Source organism: Streptomyces sp. NPDC002788 (genome assembly GCF_053592115.1).
The window spans coordinates 240,410-260,499 of record NZ_JBSFVB010000003.1 but is presented as its reverse complement, the minus strand read 5'-3'; the positions used below and the strand labels follow the sequence as shown (position 1 = coordinate 260,499).

General features: G+C 68.8%; 16 protein-coding genes. 6 read left to right on the top strand and 10 right to left on the bottom strand.

Features of this window, described 5'->3' with window-relative positions; genetic code table 11:
• From ACWD1U_RS07845 to ACWD1U_RS07825, 5 genes are all read left to right on the top strand, one after another.
• Positions 1–513 (top strand): Jag family protein, encoded by a 513-nt coding sequence (locus tag ACWD1U_RS07845; protein WP_451105408.1) that lies wholly within the window; start codon positions 1–3, stop codon positions 511–513.
• A 125-nt stretch (positions 514–638) separates the two neighbouring features.
• Complete coding sequence (rsmG, locus tag ACWD1U_RS07840) at positions 639–1,355, top strand: 16S rRNA (guanine(527)-N(7))-methyltransferase RsmG (protein ID WP_451105406.1); 717 nt, start codon at positions 639–641, stop codon at positions 1,353–1,355.
• 325 nt (positions 1,356–1,680) lie between these two features.
• The gene (locus ACWD1U_RS07835; RefSeq protein ID WP_425944528.1) at positions 1,681–2,757 is read left to right on the top strand and encodes a ParA family protein; all 1,077 of its coding nucleotides are present in this window, start codon (positions 1,681–1,683) and stop codon (positions 2,755–2,757) included.
• Positions 2,754–3,854, top strand: a complete 1,101-nt coding sequence (locus ACWD1U_RS07830) for a ParB/RepB/Spo0J family partition protein (RefSeq protein ID WP_451105405.1) — start codon at positions 2,754–2,756, stop codon at positions 3,852–3,854. The genes ACWD1U_RS07835 and ACWD1U_RS07830 overlap by 4 nt, the downstream gene beginning before the upstream one ends.
• 321 nt (positions 3,855–4,175) lie before the next feature.
• On the top strand, positions 4,176–4,793 hold the full coding sequence (locus tag ACWD1U_RS07825; protein WP_451105403.1) for a GNAT family N-acetyltransferase: 618 nt from the start codon (positions 4,176–4,178) through the stop codon (positions 4,791–4,793).
• A 93-nt stretch (positions 4,794–4,886) separates the two neighbouring features.
• Here ACWD1U_RS07825 and trxA read toward each other — a convergent pair whose 3' ends face one another.
• The 7 genes from trxA to ACWD1U_RS07790 all read right to left on the bottom strand — a co-directional run bounded on the left by trxA (position 4,887) and on the right by ACWD1U_RS07790 (position 14,655).
• Positions 4,887–5,219, bottom strand: a complete 333-nt coding sequence (gene trxA, locus ACWD1U_RS07820; RefSeq protein ID WP_451105401.1) for a thioredoxin — start codon at positions 5,217–5,219, stop codon at positions 4,887–4,889.
• Positions 5,220–5,264: 45 nt separating this feature from the next.
• Complete coding sequence (gene trxB, locus ACWD1U_RS07815; protein ID WP_451105399.1) at positions 5,265–6,233, bottom strand: thioredoxin-disulfide reductase; 969 nt, start codon at positions 6,231–6,233, stop codon at positions 5,265–5,267.
• A gap of 167 nt (positions 6,234–6,400) precedes the next feature.
• Entirely contained in the window at positions 6,401–7,327 is a 927-nt protein-coding gene (locus tag ACWD1U_RS07810; protein WP_451105397.1) for an anti-sigma factor family protein, read from the bottom strand.
• Positions 7,324–8,049 (bottom strand): RNA polymerase sigma factor SigM, encoded by a 726-nt coding sequence (gene sigM, locus ACWD1U_RS07805; RefSeq protein ID WP_451105395.1) that lies wholly within the window; start codon positions 8,047–8,049, stop codon positions 7,324–7,326. Before sigM ends, ACWD1U_RS07810 begins: the two co-directional genes overlap by 4 nt.
• Before the next feature lie 24 nt (positions 8,050–8,073).
• Positions 8,074–9,792, bottom strand: a complete 1,719-nt coding sequence (locus tag ACWD1U_RS07800; protein WP_451105393.1) for a protein kinase family protein — start codon at positions 9,790–9,792, stop codon at positions 8,074–8,076.
• A gap of 140 nt (positions 9,793–9,932) precedes the next feature.
• Complete coding sequence (murJ, locus tag ACWD1U_RS07795) at positions 9,933–12,206, bottom strand: murein biosynthesis integral membrane protein MurJ (protein WP_451105391.1); 2,274 nt, start codon at positions 12,204–12,206, stop codon at positions 9,933–9,935.
• A 43-nt stretch (positions 12,207–12,249) separates the two neighbouring features.
• Positions 12,250–14,655 carry a DUF6049 family protein gene (locus ACWD1U_RS07790; protein ID WP_451105389.1) on the bottom strand — a complete coding sequence of 802 codons (2,406 nt, stop codon included), beginning with the start codon at positions 14,653–14,655 and terminating at the stop codon, positions 12,250–12,252.
• Positions 14,656–14,914: 259 nt separating this feature from the next.
• Here ACWD1U_RS07790 and ACWD1U_RS07785 point away from each other — a divergent pair, with 259 nt between their 5' ends.
• Positions 14,915–16,360 (top strand): CCA tRNA nucleotidyltransferase, encoded by a 1,446-nt coding sequence (locus tag ACWD1U_RS07785; RefSeq protein ID WP_451105387.1) that lies wholly within the window; start codon positions 14,915–14,917, stop codon positions 16,358–16,360.
• A gap of 253 nt (positions 16,361–16,613) precedes the next feature.
• Here ACWD1U_RS07785 and ACWD1U_RS07780 read toward each other — a convergent pair whose 3' ends face one another.
• From ACWD1U_RS07780 to ACWD1U_RS07770, 3 genes are all read right to left on the bottom strand, one after another.
• Positions 16,614–17,876 carry an MFS transporter gene (locus ACWD1U_RS07780; protein WP_451105385.1) on the bottom strand — a complete coding sequence of 421 codons (1,263 nt, stop codon included), beginning with the start codon at positions 17,874–17,876 and terminating at the stop codon, positions 16,614–16,616.
• 89 nt (positions 17,877–17,965) lie between these two features.
• Positions 17,966–19,048, bottom strand: coding sequence for an inositol-3-phosphate synthase (locus ACWD1U_RS07775; protein ID WP_451105383.1), 1,083 nt, complete (start codon positions 19,046–19,048; stop codon positions 17,966–17,968).
• A 45-nt stretch (positions 19,049–19,093) separates the two neighbouring features.
• Positions 19,094–19,777 carry a PadR family transcriptional regulator gene (locus tag ACWD1U_RS07770; RefSeq protein ID WP_451105381.1) on the bottom strand — a complete coding sequence of 228 codons (684 nt, stop codon included), beginning with the start codon at positions 19,775–19,777 and terminating at the stop codon, positions 19,094–19,096.
• Between the last annotated feature and the right edge of the window lie 313 nt (positions 19,778–20,090).

Sequence of the window (20,090 nt, the reverse complement as noted above, 5' to 3'; positions counted from 1 at the left end):
GTGACGGAAGGCACCACCTCCGCCGCTGCCGAGGGTGCAGACACCCTGACCCGCCTGGAGCAGGAAGGCGAGATCGCGGCGGACTACCTGGAGGGTCTGCTCGACATCGCCGACCTCGACGGCGACATCGACATGGACGTCGAGGCCGACCGCGCCTCCGTCTCGATCATCAGCGACACGGGCACCCGTGACCTGCAGAAGCTGGTCGGCCGTGACGGCGAGGTGTTGGAGGCGCTCCAGGAGCTCACCCGTCTGGCCGTGCACCGTGAGACCGGTGACCGCAGCCGCCTGATGCTCGACATCGCGGGATACCGCGCCCGGAAGCGGTCCGAGCTGTCCGAGCTGGGTGCCAAGGCCGCCGCCGAGGCCAAGAGCAGCGGTGAGGCCGTGAAGCTGCAGCCGATGACACCGTTCGAGCGCAAGGTCGTGCACGACGCGGTCAAGGCCGCAGGCCTGCGCAGCGAGTCCGAGGGCGAGGAGCCGGAGCGGTTCGTCGTCGTGCTGCCCGCCTGATCGGCCCCTACGTTCCCCGGCCCCGTCTGTAGCGCAGGCGGGGCCGAACTTTGTCAGCCTGATAGTTCTGGTGGTTTCGGTGTCGGCGCCGGGTGCGCTGACGCGGTACGGAAGGACGGTCCCCCGTGACGGAGGCAGCGGAGCTTCCCCCCGCGCCCGAGCAGGCGCGTGAGGTGTTCGGTGATCGCTTCGCGGATGCGGTGCGGTACGCGGAGTTGCTAGCCGAGGCGGGTGTGCAGCGCGGTCTCATCGGCCCGCGTGAGGTGCCGCGCCTGTGGGAGCGGCACCTGCTGAACTGCGCGGTGCTCTCGGAGGTCGTGCCTGAGGGCGTGACGGTGTGCGATGTCGGCTCGGGCGCCGGTCTCCCGGGCATTCCGCTGGCCCTCGTTCGAGAGGACCTGAAGATCACGCTGCTGGAGCCGCTGCTGCGGCGCACCAACTTCCTCACCGAGGTCGTGGAACTGCTCGGTCTCGACCATGTGACCGTCGTTCGCGGCCGGGCCGAGGAGGTCATGGGGAAGGTCCAGCCCGTCCACGTGGTGACCGCCCGGGCCGTCGCGCCCCTCGACCGCCTTGCCACCTGGGGTATTCCACTGCTGCGACCCTACGGGGAGATGCTCGCGCTCAAGGGCGACACCGCCGAAGAGGAGCTGAAGAGCGCGTCGGCCGCTCTCAGTAAGCTGGGTGCGGTGGAGACGTCCATCCTGCATGTGGGTGAGGGCGTGGTGGACCCGCTGTCCACGGTCGTGCGGGTCGAGGTCGGGGAGAGCCCCGGCGGTGTGCGGTTCGCCGCGAAGCGCGCCAAGGCGGCGCGCACGGGCCGGGCGCGCCGCCGACGCTGATCTGTTCCGACGGGGCCTGGGTGGGTCCGTCCTGAGGGTGCCGGTCGCCGGCGGCACTGATCCGTCCTGAGGACGAGACGTACTCCACACAAGCTGCCAAACCTACGCATGCCGGAGTGTCGCGACAGTCCGGCCACGACTGCTGTGCATCGTGTTTCACGTGAAACGTCGCTCACTGCTGCACGGCATCATCAGTCGTGGCCGCGCTGCGGCCGAACCCCGCGACCGTAAGCCTCTCGGTTCACTCGACGAGGCACCTGAGTTGTCCACAGAGGTTGATTTCTCCACAGAACGCCAGGCCTCACTGGTTCATGACCCCGAAGACATGGGAGGCTCTGTTCATTGCGAGCCTGAAGTCGAGGAGAGTGAATCCTTGCGGTCCGACGCCAACATCGCGGGACCGATGACCGATCCGGTCCCCGGTCCCCGTACCGAGTCGATGGGGGCGGATGTTTCACGTGAAACACCGCCTCCGATGGACGACACTCCCATCGGTCGTGCTGCCCAACTGGCGGTGGAGGCTCTGGGCCGCGCCGGCGAGGGCCTGCCGCGGCCCGAGCAGACCCGAATCATCGTGGTCGCCAATCAGAAGGGCGGTGTGGGCAAGACGACGACGACCGTCAACCTTGCCGCGTCATTGGCCCTGCACGGCGGCCGTGTTCTCGTGGTCGACCTCGACCCCCAGGGAAACGCGTCCACCGCGCTAGGTATCGACCATCACGCCGAAGTTCCATCCATTTACGACGTGTTGGTGGAGAGCAAGCCGCTCTCCGAGGTCGTCCAGCCGGTCCCCGATGTCGAGGGGCTCTTCTGTGCGCCTGCCACGATCGATCTCGCCGGTGCGGAGATCGAGCTGGTGTCCCTGGTGGCACGGGAGAGCAGGCTGCAGCGCGCGATTCAGGCGTACGAGCAGCCGCTGGACTACATCCTCATCGACTGCCCGCCCTCACTCGGCCTTCTGACGGTCAATGCGTTGGTGGCGGGCCAGGAGGTCCTGATCCCGATCCAGTGCGAGTACTACGCACTGGAAGGTCTGGGCCAGCTTCTGCGCAACGTCGACCTGGTGCGGGGACACCTCAACCCCACCCTGCACGTGTCGACCATCCTGCTCACCATGTACGACGGCCGGACGCGGCTCGCGTCCCAGGTCGCGGAAGAGGTGCGCACCCACTTCGGCGACGAGGTACTGCGGACGAGCATCCCCCGATCCGTCCGTATCTCCGAGGCGCCGAGTTATGGGCAGACCGTACTGACTTACGATCCTGGATCGAGTGGTGCCCTTTCCTATCTGGAGGCGGCACGAGAGATCGCGCTGAAGGGCGTCGGCATCAGCTATGACGCGACGCACGCCCACATCGGCGCACAGCAGAACGACCCGAGCATGGTGGAGGGCATTCAGTGAGCGAGCGACGGAGGGGGCTGGGCCGTGGTCTGGGCGCACTGATCCCTGCCGCCCCGACAGAGAAGTCGGTGGCCCAGGCTGCGGCAGGGAGTGCCGTTTCCACATCCCCCGCGGCAGTGCCCGCGCTGCCGAACGACCGTGGGGTGGCCGCAGCGAAGGTCGCGACGCTGCCGCCGGTTTCACGTGAAACAGAGGGGCCGGTACAGCCGAGCGCTCCCAGCACCCCGGCGGCACCCATCGGTGCGCACTTCGCCGAAATTCCCCTCGACGCCATCACACCGAACCCTCGGCAGCCGCGTGAGGTCTTCGACGAGGACGCGCTGTCCGAGCTCATCACCTCCATCAAGGAGGTCGGGCTCCTCCAGCCGGTCGTCGTACGGCAGGCGGGTCCAGCCCGCTACGAGCTCATCATGGGTGAGCGCCGCTGGCGGGCCTGCCGCGAGGCGGGACTGGACGCGATCCCGGCGATCGTGCGGGCCACGGAGGACGAGAAGCTCCTCCTGGACGCTCTGCTGGAGAATCTGCACCGCGCCCAGCTGAACCCGCTGGAAGAGGCCGCCGCCTACGACCAGTTGCTGAGGGACTTCAACTGCACGCACGACCAGCTGGCGGACCGCATTGGTCGGTCCCGCCCTCAGGTCTCCAACACCCTGCGCCTGCTGAAGCTCTCGCCGGCCGTGCAGCGCCGGGTCGCCGCCGGGGTACTCTCCGCCGGCCACGCTCGGGCGCTGCTCTCCGTGGAGGACTCGGAGGAGCAGGACAGGCTCGCCCACCGCATCGTGGCTGAGGGGCTTTCGGTGCGGGCCGTGGAGGAGATCGTGACCCTGATGGGGTCGCGCCCTCAGAAGGCTCAGAAGCCCAAGGGCCCGCGTGCCGGTGCCCGGGTCTCTCCAGCGCTGTCCGACCTCGCCACGCGGCTCTCGGACCGCTTCGAGACGCGAGTGAAGGTCGACCTGGGGCATAAGAAGGGCAAGATCACCGTCGAGTTCGCCTCCATGGAGGACCTCGAGCGGATCCTCGGCTCACTCGCCCCCGGCGAGGGGCGGGTCCTGCAGAAGAGTCTCCTGGAGGGCGACACCGAGGAGAGCGAGTCCTGACCGTCCGCCAGCAGCTTCGGCTGTGCATGTGACAGAGCGGGCCGTGTCCGGTGTGTACCGGAAGGTGGCCCGCTCTTTCCTTTCTGTCGGTATCGATGGAATCGCATCGTCGATACGATGCGATTGAGTACGGCGCAACCATTCGACAGCACCTCTGAGAGGGAGGCAGGGGCCCATGCGAACGATGAGCCGCACCGGACTGGTGAGCGCCGGTTTGGGGCTGGGAGCGGTCGGTGGGTTCATCGGCAGTCTCCTCAGGGAACGGAGCGCTCTGACAGCCGCCCGCGACGCGGCGGACGAAGGAAGCGAGGATCAGCCTTCATGGGGCGCCGGCTCGTACCGCTCACGCTGGACAACCTTCAGGACCTTCCCCAGCGCTGCCGCTCGTGTGTCTTCTGGGAACTTGACCCAGTCAGCGGTGAGGCCGCGGTAAAGGCGGGCACGGCCGCTCTGGAGAAGGAAGCCTGGATCTCGGCGGTCCTGCTGGACTGGGGGTCCTGCGGCCGGGTCGTGTACGTCGACGATGTTCCGGTCGGCTTCGTGCTCTACGCCCCGCCTGCCTACGTCCCCCGCTCCACGGCGTTCCCGACGAGCCCCGTCTCCCCCGACGCGGTACAGCTGATGACCGCGTTCATCGTGCCGGGTTACCAGGGGCAGGGGCTGGGTCGGGTCATGGTCCAGACGGTCGCCAAGGATCTTCTGCGGCGCGGGTTCAAAGCGATCGAGGCGTTCGGAGATGCTCGCTGGAAGGAACCGGCCTGTGTGCTGCCCGCCGACCACCTCCTGGCGGTCGGCTTCAAGACGGTCCGGCAGCACCCCATCCATCCCCGGCTGCGACTGGAGCTGAGGTCGACGCTCTCCTGGAAGGAAGACGTCGAGATGGCACTGGACCGGCTCCTGGGCGCTGTGCAGAAGGAGCCGGCGCTGCGGCCGCTGTAGAGGCCTGCACTCAAAGGAATGGGCCAACCCTTCCGGGTTGGCCCATTCGTGTTTCACGTGAAACACGCACCGCCGGTACGACGGCTCACCGTCTTAGTCGGCGATGAACTCCGCGAGGTCGCGAACGATCGCGGCCTTCGGCTTAGCACCCACGATGGTCTTGGCGACCTCGCCACCCTGGTAGACGTTCAGGGTCGGGATGGACATGACGCCGTACTTGGCGGCCGTACCCGGGTTCTCGTCGATGTTCAGCTTGACGACCTCGATCTTGTCGCCGTACTCGGAGGCGATCGCCTCGAGGGACGGCGCGATCTGACGGCACGGACCGCACCAGGCGGCCCAGAAGTCCACCAGGACAGGCTTGTCGCTCTTGAGGACGTCCTGCTCGAAGGAGTCGTCGGTCACATTCTTCAGGGTGCCGGCCACGGCGGGCTCCTTAACTGTTGGTGCGTGGGGAGGGTAGGGAGAGGGTCAGACGGAGGTCTTCTCGGGCTCGGGCTGCTCCTCGTCCGCGAGGGCGGCGAGGTAGCGCTCGGCGTCGAGAGCGGCGGCGCAGCCGGTCCCGGCCGCGGTGATCGCCTGCCGGTACGTGTGGTCCACCACGTCGCCGGCAGCGAAGACACCGGTCAGGTTCGTACGCGTCGACGGCGCGTCCACCTTCAGGTAGCCCTCCTCGTCCAGGTCGAGCTGGCCCTTGAAGAGCTCGGTGCGCGGGTCGTGACCGATGGCGATGAACAGGCCGGTCACTGGCAGGTCCGACAGCTCGCCCGTCTTGAGGTTGCGCAGCTTCAGGCCGGAGAGCTTCGGATCGCCCTGGATCTCGGCGACCTCGCTGTCCCACACGAACGAGATTTTCGGGTCGGCGAAGGCGCGCTCCTGCATGGCCTTGGAGGCACGCAGGGTGTCGCGGCGGTGGACGACGGTCACGGACTTGGCGAACCGCGAGAGGAAGGTGGCTTCCTCCATCGCGGTGTCACCGCCACCGATCACGGCGATGTCCTGGTCCTTGAAGAAGAACCCGTCGCAGGTGGCGCACCAGGACACACCACGCCCGGAGAGAGCGTCCTCGTTCGGCAGGCCGAGCTTGCGGTGCTGCGAACCGGTGGCGACGATGACGGCCTTGGCCCGGTGGACCGTGCCGGCTGTGTCCGTGACGGTCTTGATCTCACCGCTCAGATCAACGGCCACGACATCGTCCGGGACGAGTTCGGCGCCGAAGCGCTCCGACTGGGCGCGCATGTTGTCCATGAGCTCGGGGCCCATGATGCCGTCCTGGAAGCCCGGGAAGTTCTCGACGTCGGTGGTGTTCATGAGCGCACCACCGGCGGTGACGGCGCCCTCGAACACCAGTGGCTTCAGCGACGCGCGCGCGGTGTAGAGCGCCGCCGTGTAGCCGGCGGGCCCGGAGCCGATGATGATCACGTTACGGACGTCGCTCACGGCTTGATTCCTCGTCTCTGGACTGCGTCGTTCGACCGGTGGGAGCTTCTCTCGGAACTCTCACCCCACCCAACGGATCCTAAGGGGCGCGCATTCCCACTGTGTCCGGGCACACGGAGATGTCACGCCCCGCCGGATGCCGCACAGGGCGAAGACGAAGCGCCCACTCACGCAGAGGGGTAGGTGCGCTCCAGGAGGATCTTGCCGGTCGGGGGCGTTTTGTGATCCACACAGGTCGCGTCGACGATGTAGGCGGTGACTCGAGTGTTGTCGGAAGCGGCGGGAAGCAGCACGAGCATGGCCGTCTTTCCTTGATACCTGCCGTTCTCGACGGCGAGCGCGGCGTCGTCCCGCCCGATGCCGTCGCGCACGCAGCCGGGCACGACGGCTTCCCTGGAGACCTTGGGGTGGTTGGTGCCGGGCGCGGTCTCGGCACCCCAGGGGGTGCGGGATCCGCCGCCTCCTTCGGCCTTGCCCTCGGCCAGGAGGTCGGTGACCTGCTTCTGCAGCTTCCCCTCGGAGAAGGTGTCCGCAAGGGCGGTCTGCCGTTCCCCCGTCGTATCACGGGGCGGCTGGTCGCCGAGTGATGACAGCAGGACGGAACCGAGACCCAGGGCGGCCACCGTGAAGGCGGTCCCCAGAACGGCGATCCTGCGGCGCCCGTTTCGTGTGCGGCCCTTGCGGCCGGGTCCGGTGGTGGAGGAGCGGGGGCGTCCTGCAGGACGCTCGGCGGGCGTCGATGTTTCACGTGAAACATCCGCACCGCGGTCGTCCTCGGACGAAGAAAGGAGGGGGGGAGCGCTCACTGGCTCCGCGCCTTCTGCGGACTCCGGCCCGGTGGCGGTCAGCAGAGCCTCGGCAGCCAGAGCGGCATCGATGCGGTTCGCGACATCGGTGGGCATGCGCGGCCGGCCGGGCAGCGTGCCGAGCAGTCCGCGGATCTCCTCCAGGGAGGCGTAGACGTCCGCGCAGAGCTCGCACGCGTCCAGGTGCCGGCGTAGGTCAGTGGTCCGGGACGGCGGGAGGAGGCCCTCGGCGAGGTCGGAGATCTCCGCGACGTCCGGGTGCCCGGCCATGTCTGTCGTCGACGTCACGCTCGTCCACCTCCGCCCTTCACTGCAGCTGAGTCGCTCGGTCCTGTGTCCGGGGGCCCCGCTCGGCGCGGTCCCGCTGCGGGTGGGACGGCTGGCCCTTGCGTCCGGTTCCGTTCGCCGCCCGGGTTCTTACCCTTGTCGTTGCTGTCCGGCCGCAGATGGGTCAGCAGCGGCAGAAGTCTGGCTCTGCCGCGCGCGCATCTGCTTTTCACCGTGCCGGTTGGCACATCGAGGATCCGGGCCGCCTCGGCGACCGGATAGCCCTGCATGTCCACCAGGACGAGCGCCGCACGCTGGTCGGCCGGCAGGGTACCGAGGGCTTCGATCAGCTGCCGGTGGAGATCGTTGCGCTCGGCGGGCGCGGAGGCCGACTCGTGCGGCTCCAGCAGCTGCTCCAGGCGCTCGGTGTCGTCGACGGGGGAGGTCTTGCGGGAGGCCACCTTGCGGGCGCGGTCCAGGCAGGCGTTCACCGTGATCCTGTGCAGCCACGTCGTGACGGCCGACTGGCCCCGGAAGGTGTGGGCGGCCCGGTAGGCGGAGACGAGGGCGTCCTGCACGGCGTCAGCGGCTTCCTCGCGGTCCCCCAGCGTTCGCAGGGCGACGGCCCAGAGGCGATCACGGTGCCGCCGCACGATCTCCCCGAAGGCGTCCGGGTCCCCCTCGACATGCCGGGCGAGGAGGTCCTGATCACTTGCACCGCCGTGCTCGGCGCGGTCCGCCATCCAACCCCTGCCCTCTGTCGGCTCTCAGCCCGTGAACTTCACTTCGGTGATGGCCTGCTTGTATCCCCGGTTGCTGTAGTTGGCGGGGTCGTCACCGGAGTACGGCAGCGCCGTCAGCCAGACCAGGATGTAGCGGCTCTTCACCGGCTTGTCGACGGTCACCTTCAAGGAGGTGCTGCTCGTCGTCGCGGTGCCCAGCTTCTTCATGGCGCTCAGTGGCGTGGACGAACTGAGGGAGTCGGTCGCGTACAGGTCGGCGGTGGTGTGGTCGTTGCCGTACCGCAAGGAGAGGGTCGCGGCCGAGACCTCCTGCTCTGAGCCGAGGTCGTAGACGATGCCGACACCGGGCTTTATCACCATCTTCGGGCCGTCGAGATAGCTGTTGGTGCGCCAGCCCGTGGACGTGTTGCCGTCATAGGTCTTGCCCACGTCGGCAGGGTGCTGGGCGTCGCCCTTGGCCACGTACTCCTCGGCGCCCTTGATCGTGATCGGCTTTGGTGCCGGGCGGTTCCTGTTCTTGTCGCCGTCCTGGTTGTCCTGCGTCTTGGTCGGGTCGTCGTTCTTGCCGCCCTGATCCATGAGAGCGTCCGCCAGCTGCCAGCTGCCGAGGCCCAGGGCGGCGATCAGGAGTGCGGACACGGCCCACTTGAGGGCCTTGCCCGTGCGGCTCTGCAGCGGGGGCGGCGGGGTGGGGACCGGCTGGGTGACGCCGGGGCGTGTACTTGGGCGGCCGTACGTGCCCTGCTGGTACGTCGTGCGCTGGTACTCGGGCGGGGCGGTGAACGCCGGCTCCGGCGGGCGGATCCGCGGCATGTCGCCGATCGCCTTCACCAGCTCCTCCGGAGTGGTGCAGGGCGACTCGTGCCGGGATGCGGTGGCACCGTCGTTGACGAGCGCCCGCATGGAGAGCTCGGACAGGCCGCGGTGCACACCCGCCCGCACCTGGTCGGGAGCGATCAGGCCGATGTCCTTCGGCAGGCCCGACAGCCCGTAAGCGTCGCTCTCGTACGGCCAGCGCTGGGTGAGCGCCGCGTACAGCAGGGCTCCGATGGACTCGGTGTCCGTGCGCTGCGGGGTGTCGGACGCGACGCCGCGCAGGGCGGCGTTCACGGCAAGACCGCGGATGCGCCATTGCCCGGTCGAGGTGCGCAGCACGGCGTTGGGGTTCAGGCGCAGATGGGCGAGGCCCTCACGGTGCGCGGCGGCCATGGCGGAGGAGACCTGACTGACCATCTGGTAGGCGTCGTACGGCTCCAGCGGCCCGGAGGCGAGGAGCGTGGTCAGTTCCGTCGCGTCGGGAAGCCACTCGTGGACGACGTAGACGACGTCGTTCTCCTCCACCGCGTCCAGTACCTGGACGAAGCGAGGGTCCCCCAGGAGGGCGGAGGAGCGGGCGGCGGCCAGAACGGAGCGGGCCCGCGAGTGGTCCGCGGGCAGGATGTGCACGCCGACGGCACGGCGGAGCTTCTCGTCCACGGCGCGCCAGCTGCTGAAACCGTCCAGACGGGTGACGCACTCCTCCAGGCGGTAGCGTCTGGCGAGCTTGTGACCGCTGTGCAGTTCGGGCGGCGAGGTCTTCCCGGAACCGTCGGTCCGGGTGCTCTCCTGTACCTCGTCGCTGTCCGTGTCCCGCTCCCGGTTCTTGGCCACCCCGTCGGCCGTGGACTGGTCCGCCTGCGCGGTCAGCGACGTCTCGTCGCTGTTGTCTGCCACGTCGACGGCAGCCGTACTCCGTTCCGCCACCGTCGTTCCTGCCTCCCCATCCATTGCGCGCCGACCGGCATCTGTTGTGCGCCGTCCGACGCCGAAACCAATTGTGCCCACAGTCCGCCGCTATGCACGACACGCGGGGGCTGACGATGGTTGTGCGCCTCCCCCTCGCCTCAGCGTCCCAGGCGTCCGCGGACCATGCCGACCAGCGAGTTGACTTCCTCGATGCGCATACGGCGGGCGGCGACGAAGAAGACCCCGAGAAGGACGGCACCACCGGCGATCACCGCGGCGAGCGAGCCCATGACGCCTTGGCCGAGCGTGTGGCCGATGCCGTAGCAGGCCGCGCCGCTGAGCAGGGCGGCCGGGACCGAAGCGATGCACAGCCTGGCGTAAGTCCGCATGACTCGGGCGCCGTCGAGGTCTCCGCCCAGCCGCTTGCGCAGCCGGCGCCAGGCGACGCCCACGCCGATCGCGTAGGCAAGGCCGTAGGAAGCGGCCATGCCGACCACGGCCCAGCGCGACGGGATGACGAAGTAGCAGACCGCCGAGGCGCCGGCGTTGACCGCGGCCACGATGACCGTGTTGTAGAAGGGTGTTCGGGTGTCCTCGTAGGCGTAGAAGGCGCGCAGGACGACGTACTGCACCGAGTACGGGATCAGTCCGAGACCGAACGCCATCAGCATGTAGCCCATGTTGGTGGCCTCGCTGGTGCCCGAGGAGCCGAACATCAGGGTGCACATGGGGATGCCGAGGGAGAGGAACCCGAACGCGACCGGCACGATGGCGACCGCCGTGGTGCGCAGGCCCTGGGAGATGTCGTCGCGGACGGCACCGCCGTCTCCCTCGGCCGCCGAGCGCGACAGGCGCGGCAGCAGGGCGGCCATGAGGGAGACCGTGATGATGGCCTGCGGCAGGCCCCAGATCAGCTGGGCGTTCGCGTAGGCGGCGAAGCCGGTGCCGTCCACGGGCGAACTCTTGCCCGCCGCGGTGGACAGCTGGATGACGATCATGGCTCCCGCCTGGTTGGCGAGCACGAACAGGACCGTCCACTTGGCGAGCGTGACGGCCTTGCCGAGGCCTTGGCCCTTCCAGTCGAAGCGCAGCCGCAGCCGGAAGCCGGTCTCGCGCAGGTAGGGGATCATCGCCAGCGCCTGGACCATGAGGCCGAGCAGGACGCCGATGCCGAGGAGGCGCTGGCCCTCCGGCGGGATGGTGGTGACCTGCATCCTGGAGTCGGCGGCGGTGCCGTAGACGTAGATGAACATCCCTAGCGTCACGATGATGACGATGTTGTTCAGGACCGGGGTCCACATCATCGCGCCGAACTTGCCGCGGGCGTTGAGGATCTGGCCCATCACCACGTGGACGCCCATGAAGAAGATCGAGGGCAGGAAGTACTGGACGAAGGTGATGCCGACCTTGTTCGCCGCCGGGTCGCTGGCGACGGGATCGGACAGCAGGCGGATCAGGAGCGGGGCGCCGAAGATCGAGAGGGCGGTGAGCGCGCCGAGCGTCACCATGACGAGGGTCAGAAGACGGTTGGCGTACGCCTCGCCGCCGTCTTCGTCCTCCTTCATGGCGCGCACCAGCTGCGGCACGAACACCGAGTTGAGACCGCCGCCCACGGTGAGGATGTAGATCATCGTGGGTAGCTGGTAGGCGACCTGGAAGGTGTCACCGAGGAGACCGACGCCCAGGGCCGACACGATCAGCGCGGAGCGGATGAAGCCGGTGAGGCGCGAGACCATCGTGCCCGCCGCCATGACGGCGCTGGACTTCATCAGGCCCGCGGCGCGGCCGCCCTTCTTGGGGGCGGGAGAGGCAGTGACCTCCGGGGCGGGAGCCTCCTCCACGAGCGGAGTGTGCGCCGTCTGGCCGGCCGCCGCGTACGGGCCCTGAGCCGTCTGGCCCGGAGCCGGAGACGGACCGGGGACAGACGGCGACTCGTACGACGGGTGACCGCTGCTCTGCTGCTGGTCACGGAAGAGGTGCGCGAACGCGTCCGGCTCCTGGCGCGACTCGCCCGCATGGGAGACGAGATCGTCCACGCCCACGAACTGGGTGGTGCGGGGGTCGTCGCCGTACGGCAGGTGCCGCGTCGGGCCGTCCGGCTCCGGTGGGGGCGTCTGTGCCCACACCCGCGGGTCGGGCGCGTACGGCGACTGCGGCGGCTGGGCGTAGAGCTGCTGCTGAGGCTGGTGCGTGCCCGGAGCGGGCGGCGGGTGCGCGGCGCGGTCGTAGAGCGCCTCGGCGACCGGGTCCTGGGCCAAGAGGTCCTGCGCCCGGTAGGGGTCCTGGGCGTAGGCGTCCTGGAGGTACATGTCCGCCGGCGGCTGCGGCGGCACCTGGCCGTGCTCGTCGGGCGCGCCCTCGGGCCCGCCCGACTCGGGGTAGCCCGGGCTGCCCGCGGCACGACCGCGGTCACCGTCGTACGGCGCGTTCATGGTTACCCCACCTCATCGTCCCGGGCCCACCGGCCACGACATGTCAACGGTCCACTCTCTCACCCGTGCCGGACGGGCCGGCGCTTTCCGTCGCGGTGTCCGGGGCCGGGTCACTCGGCTGCTCCGGCGCCTCCGGCCGTGCGCCGGCCTCGGACTCCTCCTGGAGAGGGTCGCCGGGGGCCTGCGGGTTCTGCGGAGCGCCGACCGGGCACTGAGGGCCGTCGACGGCGTCGTCCGCCTCGGCGGTGCCGTCCTCGGCGGCCTCGCGGGCGGCGGCACGCTTGCGCTGGGTGTACATCCGGAAGCCGGCGAGGACCAGGAGCAGAACGCCACCGCCGATGACCAGCATCACCGTGGGAGTGACCTCGGTGACCTTCACGTCGAAGGTGACCGGCGCGCCGTATGTCCGACCGTCCTCCGTGTACAGCTGGGCGACGACCTCCGCCCGGCCGTTGGCGTTGGCGGACGTGGTGAACTTCACCGACTGCGCGTGGCCGCCGTTGACAGCGATGGGCTGCTCCTCGTAGGCGGCGCCGTTGATCTTGAGTCGCGTCGGGTTCGTCGACGTGAGCCGCAGCTCCAGGTGCTCGACGCCCTGAACGAGGTTGTTCTGGACGGTCACGGGGATCGTGGCGCTGCGGCCGGAGAGCTTGGTCTCCGTCTTCTGGATCAGCTTGACACTGTCGATGAGCCCGTCGAGGTAGGACTCGATACCGTGGCGGTACCCCACCGCAGCGACGTCCCGGCCACGCCACGACGTCGACATCTCGCGGTTCATGGCCCGCCCGAACGGGGTCACCACCCGGGACTGGCGGGTGAGGATCACCTTGAACTTGTCGAGCTTGTTCTGCGTCGTGGCGATCTGCTCGAAGGCGGTCCGCGGCAGCTCCTGCTTGCGCAAAGAGGGGGGGTACGCGGAGGCCGGCGGCACCTTCGTGTTGGCCGCCGGGTCGGGCTTGGTCTCGGCGGCGGCTGTGAGGTCCTGCGACTCGGACCAGTTCCCGCCCTCGAGGGCCGCCAGGGCCTGGGCCATCGCCTGTGCCTGGCTGACGGACGGCATGCGCTGCGGGGCGACGACGACGCTGCGCTGCTTGCCGGTCTGCAGGCCGAGTGTCAGGCTCTGGGCCAGGAAACGCTGCACGGCGAGCGTGGACGCGGAGGCCTTCGTGAGGTTGCCCTGGAACGCCGTGGACATCCTGGCGTCAGCGACGACCGCCGTGATTCCGCCGCCGATGGGCCGGGCCGCCGAGGGCGTGTACGACAGGTCGTCCTGGAGGCTGTCGCTGCGGGCGATCACCTTGTCGGCGCCCGCGGACGTGGCGACCTTCACGATCGACGGGTCGACGGCTCCGTCGACGGGCCAGGCGAAGTCCGTGGACGGTTTCACGTGGAGGATCGTGTCCACCGTGTCGTCGGCGACGTCGGTGGCCTCCTTGAGGTGGCTCAGGGAGCCGGTGACGTTCCTGCCGTTGTGGGCCAGGGACGCCAGGTCGGGGTCGCCGAACGGCAGGGCGGCGACCTCCTTGCCCGCGACCGCCTGCTGGAGCTCGGCGAGCCAGTGCTTGGCGACCTCCTGGTTCCTGCCCGGGGTGGTGGTGCCGTCCGCCCCGCGGACCTGGTAGGTCCTGGTCATCGCGTCGACGGACGCCAGCAGGTCCGGATCGACCACCCAGGTGACGTCGAGGCCCTCGCCTAGCGACACCATCTGGTCCAGGCGGCCGCCCGGGGCGATCTCCTCCGCGAGCTCGTCGTCACGGAAGACCGGGGTCTGCTGCTCGTTCGACCCCGTCTCCGCCACCATGTGGGCGCTGGAGACGAGCGGCCACAGGAACGTGGTCTTCGTCTTGGTACCGGCCTCCTCGGGCTGCCACGGCAGGAATGTGCGCTTGACACCGAGGACCTGGTCCCATGGCTGCGCGGAGGTCTCCCCGGAGAGCGCGACGGCCAGCTGGTAGACGCCGTCCCTGCCGAGGTCCAGCTCGTCGACCGGCACGGAGATGCTGAAGGGCACGGCCACGCCGGGCGTGAGCTTGGCGAACTTCTCGGTGTACCTGCCGCCGACTGCCTCGCCGGCAGGACCCTGAAGATCGCTGCTCTTCTTGGCGAGGGTGTCGATGGCCGAGCGGGTGTCGAGCGAGGGACCCACCCGTAGATCGACATGGGCGTCGGTGACCGCCTGCTTGCCCTTGTTGGTCACCGTGCCCGACACCGTCACCGTGTCCCCCTCGGTGGGGGCGCTGGGAGTGAGCGAGTCGACCGCGACGGCCACCGAGCCCGCGTCGGAGGCAGCCTGGAGGGACTCCTGTCCGGCCGCGTCCGCCGGCGTCGCGGCGGGCAACTGGAGGAGTCCGGCCAGCAGGGGCGCACCGGCGAGCAGTGCCCCGGTGCGCCGCAGCCACCGGCGGGCAGGTGAGGCACTGGTCCCCTGGAAGTCTGCCGCCTCGGCCACGCGCTCGTCCGTCCCTCGTCGTCGTCAGTGGTCGTCGGAATGTGCGTCCACGCATGGTAACGATGCGCGCTGAGGGGAAGTGCCGCGGTCCGCACCACAAGATCGCCCGTCGACATTGGGGCTGTCCGGTATGTAGCCGTATGAAGAGCAAGCGGTTCTTTGCCTCTCAGGGGCAGGCCTTGTGCGCGTATGGGGGACGTGTCCCCATCCGCGATATGAGGGAGCCCCTGACAGCCCGGGCCACGTACCCTCTTCTGTTGTGCCGAACGCCAACGAAGAAATGTCCAGTGCCCTGAGCCAGGTGCAGCACCGCGCGGTGAGTGAACTGCTGCGGGTCGCTCCTGTCGCCGACGACCTCGCCCGCCGCTTCCAGGAGGCCGGGTTCTCACTCGCCCTGGTCGGCGGCTCGGTACGGGACGCGCTGCTGGGCCGGCTCGGCAACGACCTGGACTTCACGACCGACGCCCGCCCCCAGGACGTACTCAAGATCGTGCGCCCGTGGGCGGACGCCGTCTGGGAGGTCGGGATCGCCTTCGGCACGGTCGGAGCCCAGAAGGACGGCTACCAGATCGAGGTGACCACCTACCGGTCCGAGGCGTACGACCGGACCTCGCGCAAGCCCGAGGTGTCCTACGGCGACTCCATCGAGGAAGATCTCGTCCGCCGGGACTTCACCGTCAACGCGATGGCCGTCGCGCTGCCGAAGAAAGAGTTCATCGATCCGCACGGCGGGCTGGAGGACCTCGCGGCGCGTGTGCTGCGCACTCCAGGCACTCCGGAAGCCTCCTTCTCGGACGACCCGCTGCGGATGATGCGGGCCGCGCGCTTCGCGGCTCAGCTCGACTTCGAGGTCGCTCCCGAGGTCGTCACGGCGATGACGGAGATGGCCGGACGGATCGACATCGTCTCGGCCGAGCGGGTGCGGGACGAGCTGAACAAGCTGGTCCTTTCCCGCCACCCGCGCAAGGGCCTGACGTTGCTCGTGGACGTCGGCCTCGCCGACCGCGTGCTGCCGGAGCTGTCGGCCCTGCGGCTGGAGCGTGACGAGCACCACCGGCACAAGGACGTCTACGACCACACGCTGATCGTCCTGGAGCAGGCGATGGCGCTGGAGGACGACGGCCCCGACCTGACGTTGCGCCTGGCTGCCCTGCTGCACGACATCGGCAAGCCGCGCACGCGTCGCTTCGAGAAGGACGGCCGGGTCTCCTTCCACCACCACGAGGTGGTCGGGGCGAAGATGACCAAGAAGCGCATGACAGCTCTCAAGTACTCCAACGAGCTGGTGAAGGACGTCTCACGTCTGGTCGAACTCCACCTGCGTTTCCATGGCTACGGCACCGGTGAGTGGACGGACTCGGCGGTCCGCCGCTACGTCCGTGACGCCGGCCCGCTGCTGGACCGCCTCCACAAGCTGACCCGCTCGGACTGCACCACGCGTAACAAGCGCAAGGCGGTGGCCCTGTCGCGGGCGTACGACGGTCTGGAGGAGCGGATCGCCAAGCTGCAGGAGCAGGAGGAGCTGGACTCCATCCGCCCGGACCTCGACGGCAACCAGATCATGGAGATCCTCGGCGTCGGTCCCGGCCCGCTCATCGGCCGCGCGTACCAGCACATGCTGGAACTGCGCCTGGAGAACGGGCCGATGGAACGCGACGCCGCGGTGACCGCCCTCAAGGAGTGGTGGGCCCAGCAGGGGAGCTGAGGCTGCGAAAACGGGGTTGTGTTTCACGTGAAACATGACTCGGGGAGGCATGCCGGGGGGCAAATAGAGGGGCGGTGTTTCACGTGAAACACCGCCCCGCACTTCTTCGCTTACTTGACGGACTTCAGGCATAGGACGACATCGTGGTTGTCGCCCACCTGGTCGTACGCGATCTTTGCTTCCTTGACGGTCTCGCACTTGTCGGCTGACATCGCAGTGGTCAGAAAGTGGCACTGTGTCATTGACGTGACACTTACCGGCGTCCAAACCGAGCCATAGTGGCAGCCACCGTCGCGTAGGTAACGGCGATCGTGATCACCAACGGCACGGATCGGCCGTCCGGCGGCAGCATCAGTGCGGCCACGGCGGCGGCGCCGACGAAGAAAGCGTTGAACAAGACGTCGTAGACCGAGAAGATCCGGCCACGGAAGCCGTCGTCGACGGAAGACTGGACGATGGTGTCCGTGGCGATCTTCGCGCCCTGGGTGGTCAGGCCCAGGAGGAAGGCCGCGATCAGCAGTGGGACGGTGGCGAACGGCAGCCCGAGCGCGGGCAGGAGCAGTGCAGCGGTCCCTGCGCACACGACGATCCAGCGGCCCGGCCCGAGCCGCCCCGCAGTCCAGGGCGTCACCACGGCCGCCGCGAAGAAGCCGGCGCCGGAGATGCCCAACGCCAGTGCCAGCAGGGCGAGTCCGTCGTCCGTGGTCGAAGTGAGGGCGTACCGGCAGAGCATCAGCAGCATGACCAGCAGGGCGCCGTAGCAGAACCGCATCAGCGACATCGCCGCGAGCGCCCAGGCGGCCTCTCGGCGCGGAGGTGCGGCCAGGTGACGCACGCCGGCCGCCAGGTCGTGAGCGGTGCCGGTGAGAGCCGTACCGATTCGCTCCCACGCGGTGTTGCGGTCGGGGCCGAGGAGTTCCCGCGCCATGCTCAGCGACGCCACGGCGGCGCACAGGTACAGTCCGGCTGCCACGAGCACCACGGCCGCGTCTGAGTCCGCCGCCACCAGGCGGACGACGAACGCGATCCCGCCGCCCGCGGTCGCGGCCAGCGTTCCGGCGGTCGGGGACAGGGAGTTGGCGATGACCAGGCGATCGGCGTCGACCACGCGCGGCAGGGCGGCGGACAGGCCCGACAGGACGAAGCGGTTGACGGCGGTGACGCACAGGGCGGACACGTAGAAGAGCCAGTCCGGGGCCGGACTGAGCATCAGCAGGGCCGTCGCCAGGGCCAGCAGGGCGCGCAGCAGACTGCCGAACAGCAGGACCTGACGGCGCCGCCAGCGGTCCAGCAGGACACCGGCGAAGGGGCCGACGAGCGAGTACGGGAGCAGCAGCACCGCCATCGCGGACGCGACCGCGGCCGCCGAGGTCTGCTTCTCCGGGGAGAAGACGACGTAGGCGGCGAGCGCGACCTGGTAGACGCCGTCGGCGCCCTGGGACAGCAGGCGCACGCCGAGCAGGCGCCGGAAGCCCTGGAAGCGCAACAGGACGCGCAGGTCACGGACGACGGCCATGGGGTCCAGCCTCACATACGGAGAAGGTCCCCGGCTCGTACGACCCGGGGACCCTCCCAGCCCTGGCAGGAGCGATCAGTTGCGGCGCGTCAGCGCTCGACCTCGCCCTTGATGAACTTCTCGACGTTCTCGCGGGCCTCGTCGTCGAAGTACTGGACCGGCGGGGACTTCATGAAGTACGAGGACGCCGACAGAATCGGGCCGCCGATGCCGCGGTCCTTGGCGATCTTCGCGGCGCGCAGGGCGTCGATGATGACACCGGCGGAGTTCGGGGAGTCCCAGACCTCCAGCTTGTACTCCAGGTTCAGCGGGACATCACCGAAGGCGCGGCCCTCGAGGCGGACGTAGGCCCACTTGCGGTCGTCCAGCCAGGCGACGTAGTCGGACGGGCCGATGTGGACGTTGCCCTCGCCCAGTTCGCGGTCGCGGATCTGAGAGGTGACGGCCTGCGTCTTGGAGATCTTCTTCGACTCGAGGCGGTCGCGCTCGAGCATGTTCTTGAAGTCCATGTTGCCGCCGACGTTCAGCTGCATCGTGCGGTCCAGGACGACACCCCGGTCCTCGAACAGCTTCGCCATGACGCGGTGCGTGATGGTGGCGCCGACCTGCGACTTGATGTCATCGCCGACGATCGGGACGCCCGCCTCGGTGAACTTGTCCGCCCACTCTTTGGTGCCGGCGATGAAGACCGGAAGGGCGTTGACGAAGGCGACCTTGGCGTCGATGGCGCACTGGGCGTAGAACTTCGCCGCGTCCTCGGAGCCGACGGGCAGGTAGCAGACGAGGACGTCGACCTGCTTGTCCTTGAGGACCTGGACGACATCGACCGGCTCCTCGTCGGACTCCTCGATGGTCTCGCGGTAGTACTTGCCGAGGCCGTCGAGGGTGTGGCCGCGCTGGACCGTCACACCGGTGCTGGGCACGTCGCAGATCTTGATGGTGTTGTTCTCGGAGGCGCCGATGGCGTCCGCCAGGTCGAGACCGACCTTCTTGGCGTCCACGTCGAAAGCGGCGACGAACTCGACGTCGCGGACGTGGTAGTCGCCGAACTGGACGTGCATCAGGCCCGGCACCCTGGACGCCGGATCGGCGTCCTTGTAGTACTCGACTCCCTGCACCAGCGATGCGGCGCAGTTACCCACACCGACGATGGCTACGCGAACCGAACCCATTCCGGTTGCTCCCTGTGTGTACGAGTGAGGCCCTTCAGCGGGCTCTCACGTGGCGGTGTCGTCGGGCGTATCCGGACGGGGGTCGCCCCCCGGCCGGGGCAGGCCGCCCGACGCTCCAGATGTGGTGTCACGCGAACCGGGCTCCCCGGTGGCGGAACCCTTGAGGTCCCGCCCCGCCCGTTCGCTCTCGATGAGCTCGTTCAGCCAGCGCACCTCGCGCTCCACGGACTCCATCCCGTGGCGCTGGAGCTCGAGCGTGTAGTCGTCGAGACGCTCCCGGGTCCGGGCCAGGGAGGCGCTCATCTTCTCGAGACGCTCCTCCAGCCGGCTGCGGCGTCCCTCCAGCACGCGCATGCGTACGTCGCGTGATGTCTGTCCGAAGAAGGCGAAACGGGCTGCGAAGGTCTCGTCCTCGTACGCGTCTGGCCCGGCCTGCGAGAGCAGCTGCTCGAAGTGCTCTTTGCCCTCCGCCGTCAGCCGGTAGACGATCTTGGCGCGGCGCCCCGTGAGGGGGGCGGCGAGGGCGTCCTCGGCGGTGTTCCCCGGCTCCTCGATCAACCAGCCGTTGGCGACCAGCGTCTTGAGGCAGGGGTACAGCGTCCCGTAGCTGAACGCACGGAACACACCCAGCGACGTGTTGAGTCGTTTACGCAGCTCGTAGCCGTGCATCGGAGACTCGCGGAGCAGGCCGAGGACGGCGAACTCGAGGATCCCGGAACGCCGGCTCATAGATCGCCTCCTCTCTCCGCGCTGCGCATGTATCCGCCCGATGTCTCGGGCCGATGTGTCGTGCCGATGTATCGACTCGATACATCACGACGATAGAACGGCGTTCCGGATGCGACAAGAGGGGATGGGGTGAACGGGATCACATCACCGATTCATCGGACGCGAGTTGCCTGATTTGAGGTGAAGTTCGGGGCTCGGCAGGGTTTGACGGTGCGTAGTCTGTGCGCCATGCACATCACCGGGAACCGAGTGACGCCTGAGAGCGTCGTCGTCTTCGGTGTAGTACGGGTGCACGCGGGACCGATGAATGCGG

Bases quoted from the DNA above. Each gene is read 5' to 3' on its own strand.
- sigM (WP_451105395.1), bottom strand. From the start codon at position 8,049: ATGGCGGACCGCGCCGAGCACGGCGGTGCAAGTGATCAGGACCTCCTC.
- ACWD1U_RS07770 (WP_451105381.1), bottom strand. From the start codon at position 19,777: ATGAGCCGGCGTTCCGGGATCCTCGAGTTCGCCGTCCTCGGCCTGCTC.
- ACWD1U_RS07780 (WP_451105385.1), bottom strand. From the start codon at position 17,876: ATGGCCGTCGTCCGTGACCTGCGCGTCCTGTTGCGCTTCCAGGGCTTC.
- ACWD1U_RS07825 (WP_451105403.1), top strand. From the start codon at position 4,176: ATGGGGCGCCGGCTCGTACCGCTCACGCTGGACAACCTTCAGGACCTT.
- murJ (WP_451105391.1), bottom strand. From the start codon at position 12,206: ATGAACGCGCCGTACGACGGTGACCGCGGTCGTGCCGCGGGCAGCCCG.
- ACWD1U_RS07835 (WP_425944528.1), top strand. From the start codon at position 1,681: ATGGGAGGCTCTGTTCATTGCGAGCCTGAAGTCGAGGAGAGTGAATCC.
- ACWD1U_RS07775 (WP_451105383.1), bottom strand. From the start codon at position 19,048: ATGGGTTCGGTTCGCGTAGCCATCGTCGGTGTGGGTAACTGCGCCGCA.